This window comes from Burkholderia sp. 3C (assembly GCF_054589155.1).
Window position 1 is genome coordinate 58,178 of record NZ_BAAILN010000084.1, and the last position, 8,792, is coordinate 66,969.

Consider the following 8,792-nt stretch of genomic DNA (forward strand, 5'->3'; position numbering starts at 1 on the left):
GTTGGCATGGTTGGCCTGCATCGCTTGCGCGGGTTCGGCCGCAACCGGCCGGTGCGCATCGATCGCCGCGATCAGCGCGCCCGCGCCCTGCTTCTTGATGGCCACCGTCTGGATCACCGGCACGCCCAGCTCGCGTTCGAGCGTCGGCACGTCGATCGCGATGCCGCGCCGCGCGGCCTCGTCCATCATGTTCAGCGCGACCAGCACCGGCTGCCCGAGCTGCCGCACCTCCAGCACGAAGCGCAGGTGCAGCCGCAGGTTGGTGGCGTCGACCACGCAGACGATCAGTTCGGGCCGCGCCTCGCCCGGATAGCGGCCGAGCAGCAGGTCGCGCGTGATGCGTTCGTCCGGGCTGGCCGAATCGAAGCTGTACGCGCCGGGCAGGTCGAGCACCTGCACCGTGCGCCCCGACGGCGCCTGGAACTGCCCTTCCTTGCGCTCGACGGTCACGCCGGCATAGTTGGCGACCTTCTGTCGCGCACCCGTCAATTGATTGAACAGCGCGGTCTTGCCGCAGTTCGGGTTGCCGACCAGGGCGATGCGAAGCGACGGAGCCCTCATCAGCGAACGCCCTCGACCGTCACGCGCGCGGCTTCGGTGCGCCGCAGCGCGAAGCGCGTGGAGCCGATCTGGATCAGCACCGGATCGGCGCGCCACGGGCCGTGCGCCACCACGCGCACGGCTTCGCCGGAGACGAAACCGAGATCGCGCAGGCGCTGGGCAATGGGATCGGGCTGGGTGACATCGGCGACGGCGACGACGGTCGCGGAGGCATTCTTGGGCAAATCGGAAAGGAGCATTGCGGCAGGGAACATAAATAATAATAATTCTCAATATCATGCCCGAACCGCCCCGCAGCGCCAACCCGGAACACGGGGTTACCCTGCGCCACCTTGTCGCACACAAACGGCTGACGGCCGGTTTCAACAGGCCGACCGGCCAGCTTGACCGCATCGATCTGCACCTGAATACCTAGGTAATTGACACGTATGGACCTAGGTATTTTGAGTCTCTACCCTCGTTTTTGATATCGGACCACACCGACATTTACAGGGGAAGAAGCACCATGTCAGCTCAGGCCACCCAGGACGTCGACACCCGGACGCTGCGCCGCGTCATCGCGGCCGCGTCGATCGGCAACTTCGTCGAATGGTTCGATTTCGCCGCCTACGGCTTTCTCGCCACCATCCTCACGCGCGAATTCTTCCCGAGCGGCGACCCGACCATCGGGCTGCTGAAAACCTTCGCGGTGTTCGCCGTGGCGTTCGCGTTCCGCCCGCTCGGCGGCCTGTTCTTCGGCGTGGTGGGCGACCGCATCGGCCGCAAGCGCACGCTGGCCTTCACGATCCTGCTGATGGCCGGCTCCACCACGCTGATCGGCCTGCTGCCGACCTACGCCGGCATCGGCTGGTGGGCGCCGCTGCTGCTCACGGTGATCCGCTGCGTGCAGGGCTTCTCGGCCGGCGGCGAATACGCGGGCGCCTGCGCCTACGTGATGGAGCACGCGCCGCGCGACCGGCGCGCGTTCTTCGGCAGCTTCGTGCCGGTGTCCACCTTCTCGTCGTTCGCCTGCGCGGCCGTGGTGGCCTACCTGCTCGAAGCGTCGCTGTCGTCGCAGGCGATGATCGACTGGGGCTGGCGCGTGCCGTTCCTGATCGCAGCGCCCGTGGGCCTGATCGGCGTGTACCTGCGCGTGAACCTCAACGAAACGCCCGCGTTCCAGGCGCTCGAAGGCAAGCACGAGGTGGCGCACGCGCCGCTGGCCGAAACGCTGCGCTCGCAATCGTGGAACATCGTCAAGCTCGGCGCGTTCGTGTCGGTCACGGCGCTGTCGTTCTACACGTTCACCACCTACTTCGCCACCTACCTGCAAGTGGCCGGCCACCTGTCGCGCAGCACCGCGCTGCTGGTGACCGTGCTCGCGCTGCTGTTCGCCGCCGCGCTGTGCCCGCTGGCCGGCTGGTTCTCGGATCGCGTGGGCCGCCGCGCCACCATCGCCACCACCTGCGTGTTCATCATGGTGTCGGTGTATCCGGCGTTCTCGCTCGGCGGCTCGGGCGTGCTGGCGCAATCGCTGCTCGGCGTGGCGCTGCTGGCGATCGGCGCCGTGCTGTCGGGCGTGGTGACCGCGCCGCTGATGTCGGAAGTGTTCGCGACGAAAACCCGCTACACCGCCTCGGCCATCACCTACAACCTCGCCTATACGATTTTCGGCGGCACCGCGCCGCTGGTCGCCACCTGGCTGATCGCCACCACCGGCACCAACCTGTCGCCCGCGTATTACCTGATCGCGATCGCGATCCTCGCGATCGTGGGCGGCCTCGCGCTTCGGGAAACCTCGAAGAGCGCGCTGGAAGACGTCGGCGCCGCGAGCCCCGCCGCGTCGGCCCGGCATCCCCTCGGACGCACCCTTTGACGGAGGCACGGAACATGAGCACGCTTCACGATTCGAGCATCATCATCGATGGCCTGAACATTTCGAAGTTCGAACGATCGGTGTTCGAGGACATGCGCAAGGGCGGCGTGACCGCGCGTTAGAATCGCGCAGCGCCCGGCACCCTGCCGAGCCTCGCTCATCCCCCTTGCCCGCCATGCCGACTCCCGCCGACACGATGCCGAGCCTCGATTACGAGAGCGTGTTCCTGCATCTGCCGGTGGCCGTCATCGTGGCGCGCGAGCGCATCATGGTCGAATGCAATGCGCGCGCGCTGGAGCTGTTCAAGGCGACGCGCGCCGACATCGTCGGCCAGTCGTTTTCCAAGCTGTATCCGAAGCAGAAGGATTTCACCGCCACCGGCCAGCGCCTCGGCCCGCTGATCGCCAAGCGTGAAGGCTTCAGCGACGACCGCATCATGCGCCGTGTGGACGGCAGCCACTTCTGGGTGACCGTGTGCGGCTTCGGCTACAACCCGAAGCGGCCGTTCGAGTTGGCGATCTGGACGTTCACCGATTTGTCCGACGGCGCCAAACGCGCCGATGCCGCCGGCACGCTGACCGACCGCGAACGCGACGTGGCCGCGCTGGTCGTGCACGGCCTGACCAGCAAGGAAATCGGCAAGGAGCTGAACATCAGCCCGCGCACCGTCGACATTCACCGCGCGAGCCTGCTGCGCAAATACGACGTGCGGGCCACCTCCGACCTGATCGACCGGCTGCTGGCCTGAAGCCTGCGCAGCCCGTGTTCGACCTCCCGATCAACCCGCCGCGCGGCGCTGGCTCAGCGTCATCGACAGCCAGCAGATCCCCACCGACAGCACCGCCAGCGCGCCGCCGAACGTGCCGAGCCACTGCAGGCCGAACTGGTTCGCGATGTGGTTGCCGAACAGCGCCCCGGCGCCGATCCCCACGTTGTACAGCGCGGACAGCAGCGACACGGCCAGATCCGTGGAATCGGGCGCGAGTTCGAGCACCTGCGACTGGATCGCCAGGCCGAACGAAATGATGAAGCCGCCCCACAGCAGCACGTGCAGCGACAGCGTGCCGATCGACAGCGAGAACGGGAACAGCATGAACAGCGCCGCCGCCAGCATCGCGACCACGGCCAACAGGTAGCGCTCCGGCTGCCGCGTGTAGAAGCGCACGAAGCACATCGCGGCCGGCAGGCCGGCGATGCCGAACAGCACCAGCAGATAGGTGATGCGGTCGTTGCTGGCGTGCACCACCTGCCGCACGAACGGCTCGAGATACGTGTACACGGCGAAGTGCGCCGACACCGTGATCACCGTGATCGCGTACACCGCCATCAACTTGGGATTGCGAAGCAAGGTGGGCAGGCTGCGCAGCGAGCCGGCCCGTTCGCTCGGCAGCGGCGGCAGCGTCACCCACAGCACGCCCATCACCACCGTCGCCGCGGCGGCGATCACCTGGAACGTCAGCCGCCAGCCGAGCGCCTCGCCGATCATTCGGCCGATCGGCACGCCCGCCACCAGCGCCACCGAGGTGCCGACCGACAGGAAGCCGAGCGCGCGGCTGCGATCGTCGGGCGGCACCAGCCGCGTGACCATCGCGGCCGAGATCGACCAGAAGATCGCGTGGGCGAACGCGATGCCGACCCGCCCGATCATCAGGATCGTGAAGTTCGGCGCGATGCCCGTCACGACATGGCTGACGATGAACAGCGCGAACACGCGCATCAGGAGCTTGCGGCGCTCGATCCGGCTGACGATCAGAATCAGCGGCAGCGAGGTGAGCGAGACCGTCCAGGCATAAATCGTCAGCATCAGGCCGACGTCGGTCGGCTGCATGTGCAGGCTCTCGGCGATGTCGCTCAGGAGGCCGACCGGCGCGAACTCGGTGGTATTGAACACGAACGCGGCGGCCGCCAGCGCGAGCACGCCCCACCAGGGGCGCTTGAAATTCGAAAAGTCGTAGCTTGCCATCGATGGATCACGGGGAGCGGTTGCAGGGGCAGCAGCACGGTCCACGGAAGATGAAGAGGACTGCGTTTCCGGGGCACGCCGGAGAAAAACGGGCGCAAAACGCTGTCCATGATACTGCGGGTGGGGGTTGGCAGCATCGAACGAATGAAGCGCGATGATCGGGCGCGGCGTTTTAATTCGCCGTCCGATGGTTCGGGATGCAGATCAAATCGATGATCGGCGTCGCGCGCTCGCGGTGGTTCGTGCCGGCGGCGATGCGATCCTGGCGGACGGATCGACACGTTGCGGAGCGCGGATCGGCGGGCGGCCAGCCCGCCGAAACCCCTGGATGCGCATCCCGCGCCGGCCCTACAGCGCGTTCAGGTCGTCGTAACTGCGCTGCGCCTGCTGCGCCACGTATTCGCGCATCGACTGCCGCCGCACGGCGCGTCCTGCCTCGTAGCCGTACACGTCGGCATCGATCCGCGAGTAATTGCACATCGTGTACGACGTGCGGCCCGCCCCCTCGCCCGCCGTACGCGTCACCCCGTGGATGCTGGCCCGCACCGGCCGCGCCAGGCCTTCGGTCAGGACTTCCATGACACGGCCGAAATTCACGATCAGGTAGCCCGGATCGGCGTGGATCGCGAACAGCTCGCCGTCGATCAGCGCCACCAGGCCCGGCTCGGTGCTGCGCAACAGCGTCACCCAGCTTCCATCACGGTGGAACTTCGAACCGCGCATGGCCTTCTCCGGCCGGTAATGATTGAAGCCGAGCATGTGGTGGCCCGCGCCGTCGGCGGCGCCGCCCGTGACGCGCGCCATCTCGCCCTCGGACACCCCGATGCCGCGCAGCACGCAGCGCAGGATGTCGTCCGCGATGGACGCCATGCGCCGGCCGGTGGCGGCAACTTCGGGCGGCAGATGCGCGTGCCAGCCGGTGTCGCTGACGAACAGGCTTTCGAGCTGATCGTGGGGGCGGTCGAAATAACCCTGGTAGCCATCGTCGAGCACCAGGCTGCGGAAACCGCGATACGCGTTACCGGCGTCGCTGGCGTCACCGGCATGCGGCGTGAAGAAATTGGCGCAGAGCCGGTCGGTCGGCGCGAGATCGAGCCCCTCGGGAATCCTCAACAGAAAGAAGCCCGACTCGCAGGCAAGCCCGAAGCCGCCGGGATCGTCGAACCGCAGCGCCTGCTGCACGAGCGAGGCCCGCGCCATCGGGCGCTCGGGCAACGCATCAAGGCGCAGGTCGCACAGATCGGGCAAGTCGCCGAGCACGGCCGCCTGCGCGTCCCGGTCGGGGGCGGATCGACAGGCCGCGTCGGGCTGGGGGTCGAGATGTTCGAGAATCGTCATTCCAGAGTCGCTTGAAGGGCGGATGATCGAAGGAGCCGGCCTTCGGGAAAAGCGTTGCGGGCGCAACGCACGCTGTCGCGCGGGCCACCACGAAACAGGTTCGCAAACGGGCTCGCAACAACGCCGGGGCGATTGTAGAATCCGACTGCCCTTGCAGCAAGCCACGCGCAGCCAACAACATCAATCAACGAGAGAGCGTCAGTGAGCCATTCCCCTTTCAATCGTCGCGCCTTTCTGAAGGCGTCGCTCGGCGGCTCGCTGGCGCTGGGCCTTCCCGCCATCGGCCGGGCGGCAACGCGCACCTTCACCCCGCACGAACCGCTGCCCGTCACGGGCGGCCTGATCAGCGGCGCGCCCAGCCCCAGCGCCGGCGTACGCGCCTACCTCGGCATTCCCTACGCCGCGCCGCCGGTCGGCGACTTGCGCTGGCGGCCGCCGCAACCGGTGCGGCCGTGGAACGGCGTGCGACGCGCCGACCAGCAAGGCCCCAGCCCTTGCGCGCCGCCCTCCTCGCGCAATTCTGTCTATTACTACCCGAGCCAGCCGATGAGCGAGGATTGCCTTTACCTCAACGTCTGGGTGCCCCAGAACGCCGGCCCGGGCCCGCTGCCGGTGATGGTGTGGATCTACGGCGGCGAATGGGTATACGGCACCAGCTCCAGCACGCTGTATCAGGGCGATGCGCTGGCGCAGCAGGGCGTGATCGTGGTGTCGTTCAACTATCGCGTCGGCGTGCCGGGGTTCTTCGCCTACCCGGAGCTGAGCGCCGAATCCGGGCACGGCGTATCGGGCAACTACGGCCTGCTCGACCAGCAGGCGGCGATGCGCTGGGTGCGCGAGAACATCCACGCGTTCGGCGGCGACCCCGGCAACGTGACCCTGTTCGGGCAATCGGCGGGATCGTTCAGCGTCAGCTACCAGATGGTGTCGCCGCTGTCGAAGGGCCTGTTCCACCGCGCCATCGGCCAGAGCGGCGCCGGCATGATCGGCTACGGCAGTCTCGACCTGCTGCAGCCGCTCGCGCAGGTGGAGCAAACCGGCCTGAGCTTCGCCCAAAAACTCGGCGCGACCAACCTCGCGCAATTGCGCGCGCTGCCGGTGTCGCAACTCGTGAAGGCCGGCGGCACCGGCCCCACGTTCAATCCGGCGGTCGACGGCTGGGTGCTGACCGGCGATCCGTACCAGATCTTCGCCGCCGGCCAGCAGCACAAGCTGCCGTTGCTGGCCGGCTTCAACCTCAACGAAGGCTCGGTCTTCCCGCCAATCGGCGGCGACACGCCGGCCGGGCTCCAACAGGAGATCGGCCAGCTTTATGGCGACTACGCCACGGCGGCGAACGCGCTCTACCCGGCCAATTCCAGCCTGCAGGCCATCGCGCAAGGCAAGGCGCTGTTCGCCGACCAGACCCTGACCTGGAACACCGCGGCATGGGCCAGCCTGAACCGGCAGACCTCGGGGCAGCCGGTCTACTTCTATCACTTCGCCCACGCGCCCAGCCTGCCGAAGGGGAAGATCTACCTGGAAGGCCCGGCGTCGACGCTCGGCGCGTTCCACGGCAGCGAGATCGCCTACGCGATGCGCACGCTGCGCGCCAACCCGTGGCAAACGACGGCCGCCGATCTGCGCCTGTCCGAGACGATGTCGCGTTACTGGACCCACTTCGCGCGCAACGGCAACCCGAACGGGCCGCAATTGCCGTCCTGGCCGCGCTTCGATCCGGCGGCCGCGAGCGTCATGCAGTTCGATGCGACCGACGAGCGGCTCGCCCCGCTCTCCCGCGCGCCCGAACTCCAGCTCATCAGCCTCAGCACCGGCCGCCCGATCTTCGCTTGAGCCGGGACGGCCTCACGCGAGTGCGGCCGGCATCGACGCGGCGTCGATCCGCAACACCTGTTGCAACACGCGCGCCACCTCGCCGAGCGCCGGGTCGCGCGCCAGCATGAAATGTTCGCAATCGATCGCGAAGCGCTCCGGCGGCGTCGGCAGCCAGGCCTCCCAACCATGCGGCGGATCGCGCTCGTCGTCGGGCAGTTCGGGCAGGCGCAATGCGCTGCCCCGCGCGATCAGGCCGCGCGTGTTGTGCAACAGCACGCTGCGCAACGGCGGGTTGGGCCACGGGCCGAACGGCTGCGGACGATACGCGGCAAGCAGGGCCGCGTGTTGACGCATCACGGCCTGGCAGCGCGTGAGATAACCGCGCAGCACTTCGAAGCTGTGCGGGATCGTGCAATGCTCGAGCAAGTGGCGCGTGGCGATCTCCGTCTGCGCGGCGAGATCGCCGCGAGGCAAACGGCCGGCCGGCAGCAGCTCCCGCGATTTCCAATGCAGTCCGAACAGATTGCTCACCACTTGCAGCAGCAGGCCATCGTCGGCCCAACGGCTCAGCGTTCGCACCAGCCCGGGCGTGGGCGCGAACGCATCCACCAGCACCAGCAGCTCGACGCACTCGCCCACCTCGCCCAACTGGCGCGCCATCTCGAAGGCGACCGTGCCACCGAACGAATAGCCGCCCAGCCGATACGGGCCGCGCGGCTGCACCTGCCGCAAGTCGTGCAGATAGGCGGCGGCCATCTCCGGCAGGCTGTGGAAGAACGGCGCCTCGCTGTTCAGGCCGGGCGCGGAGAAGCCATAGATCGGCTGCGCCTTCGGCAACTGGTTGGCCAGCGGCGACAGCCAGCTCAGTTCGGCCGCGATGCTGTGCACCAGATACAAGGGAGGCAACTCGGGCGGCAACTCGCCGGCGCCGCGAACCGGGACCAGGTATTTTGAAATCGTCATGCTGAATGGCCGAGGAATCGAAAAAGAATAGGCAGGTAAGGATAATCGCTTTATGAAATTCGACGCATCGTCACGGCGGCGTCACACGCGAGTTGAAGCAGGCTATCGCGATTCGATGAAAATGATATGCGGCATGCACCGGAAATGAACCCAACGTCGATCATATTGCGCGACGCAAACGTATCCGTTTATCCATTCGAACGGCGTCTGCCCGCCCCCGCCCGATGGCCCGCAGCCCCTTGCGCAAGGGGCGCGGCGGCGTGCCGGCGAGGATTGTCGACGCGCGCGTAAATGGTG

General features: G+C 67.4%; 8 protein-coding genes and 1 pseudogene. 4 read left to right on the forward strand and 5 right to left on the reverse strand.

What is annotated here, in order from left to right; genetic code table 11:
- Positions 1-561 (reverse strand): FeoB small GTPase domain-containing protein (locus ACYP33_RS14625; protein WP_459622541.1); only part of this gene is annotated, 561 nt, incomplete at its 3' end.
- On the reverse strand, positions 561-800 hold the full coding sequence (locus ACYP33_RS14630) for a FeoA family protein (RefSeq protein WP_414439652.1): 240 nt from the start codon (positions 798-800) through the stop codon (positions 561-563). The genes ACYP33_RS14625 and ACYP33_RS14630, both read right to left, overlap by 1 nt.
- 266 nt (positions 801-1,066) lie before the next feature.
- Between ACYP33_RS14630 and ACYP33_RS14635 the strand changes: the two genes are divergently transcribed.
- The 3 genes and pseudogenes from ACYP33_RS14635 to ACYP33_RS14645 all read left to right on the forward strand — a co-directional run bounded on the left by ACYP33_RS14635 (position 1,067) and on the right by ACYP33_RS14645 (position 3,164).
- Positions 1,067-2,416, forward strand: a complete 1,350-nt coding sequence (locus ACYP33_RS14635) for an MFS transporter (RefSeq protein WP_414447191.1) — start codon at positions 1,067-1,069, stop codon at positions 2,414-2,416.
- A gap of 14 nt (positions 2,417-2,430) precedes the next feature.
- Positions 2,431-2,532: pseudogene (locus ACYP33_RS14640) on the forward strand (peptidase M19); the annotation flags it as partial.
- A 59-nt stretch (positions 2,533-2,591) separates the two neighbouring features.
- Positions 2,592-3,164, forward strand: a complete 573-nt coding sequence (locus tag ACYP33_RS14645) for a PAS domain-containing protein (protein ID WP_459622544.1) — start codon at positions 2,592-2,594, stop codon at positions 3,162-3,164.
- Between the two features lie 30 nt (positions 3,165-3,194).
- On the opposite strand, the gene ACYP33_RS14650 is transcribed toward ACYP33_RS14645, so the two are convergent.
- Together ACYP33_RS14650 and ACYP33_RS14655 are read right to left on the reverse strand one after the other, a co-directional pair.
- Positions 3,195-4,379, reverse strand: coding sequence for a sugar transporter (locus ACYP33_RS14650; protein WP_459622546.1), 1,185 nt, complete (start codon positions 4,377-4,379; stop codon positions 3,195-3,197).
- 348 nt (positions 4,380-4,727) lie between these two features.
- Positions 4,728-5,717, reverse strand: a complete 990-nt coding sequence (locus ACYP33_RS14655; RefSeq protein ID WP_459622548.1) for a 2OG-Fe(II) oxygenase family protein — start codon at positions 5,715-5,717, stop codon at positions 4,728-4,730.
- Between the two features lie 201 nt (positions 5,718-5,918).
- Between ACYP33_RS14655 and ACYP33_RS14660 the strand changes: the two genes are divergently transcribed.
- The gene (locus ACYP33_RS14660) at positions 5,919-7,550 is read left to right on the forward strand and encodes a carboxylesterase/lipase family protein (protein ID WP_459622550.1); all 1,632 of its coding nucleotides are present in this window, start codon (positions 5,919-5,921) and stop codon (positions 7,548-7,550) included.
- Positions 7,551-7,562: 12 nt separating this feature from the next.
- Here ACYP33_RS14660 and ACYP33_RS14665 read toward each other — a convergent pair whose 3' ends face one another.
- Positions 7,563-8,495 (reverse strand): thioesterase domain-containing protein, encoded by a 933-nt coding sequence (locus tag ACYP33_RS14665; protein ID WP_459622552.1) that lies wholly within the window; start codon positions 8,493-8,495, stop codon positions 7,563-7,565.
- Between the last annotated feature and the right edge of the window lie 297 nt (positions 8,496-8,792).

Excerpts from the sequence above, each read along its gene's own strand:
- ACYP33_RS14630 (WP_414439652.1), bottom strand. The coding sequence starts at position 800 with ATGCTCCTTTCCGATTTGCCCAAGAATGCCTCCGCGACCGTCGTCGCC.
- ACYP33_RS14635 (WP_414447191.1), top strand. The coding sequence starts at position 1,067 with ATGTCAGCTCAGGCCACCCAGGACGTCGACACCCGGACGCTGCGCCGC.
- ACYP33_RS14645 (WP_459622544.1), top strand. The coding sequence starts at position 2,592 with ATGCCGACTCCCGCCGACACGATGCCGAGCCTCGATTACGAGAGCGTG.
- ACYP33_RS14650 (WP_459622546.1), bottom strand. The coding sequence starts at position 4,379 with ATGGCAAGCTACGACTTTTCGAATTTCAAGCGCCCCTGGTGGGGCGTG.
- ACYP33_RS14655 (WP_459622548.1), bottom strand. The coding sequence starts at position 5,717 with ATGACGATTCTCGAACATCTCGACCCCCAGCCCGACGCGGCCTGTCGA.
- ACYP33_RS14665 (WP_459622552.1), bottom strand. The coding sequence starts at position 8,495 with ATGACGATTTCAAAATACCTGGTCCCGGTTCGCGGCGCCGGCGAGTTG.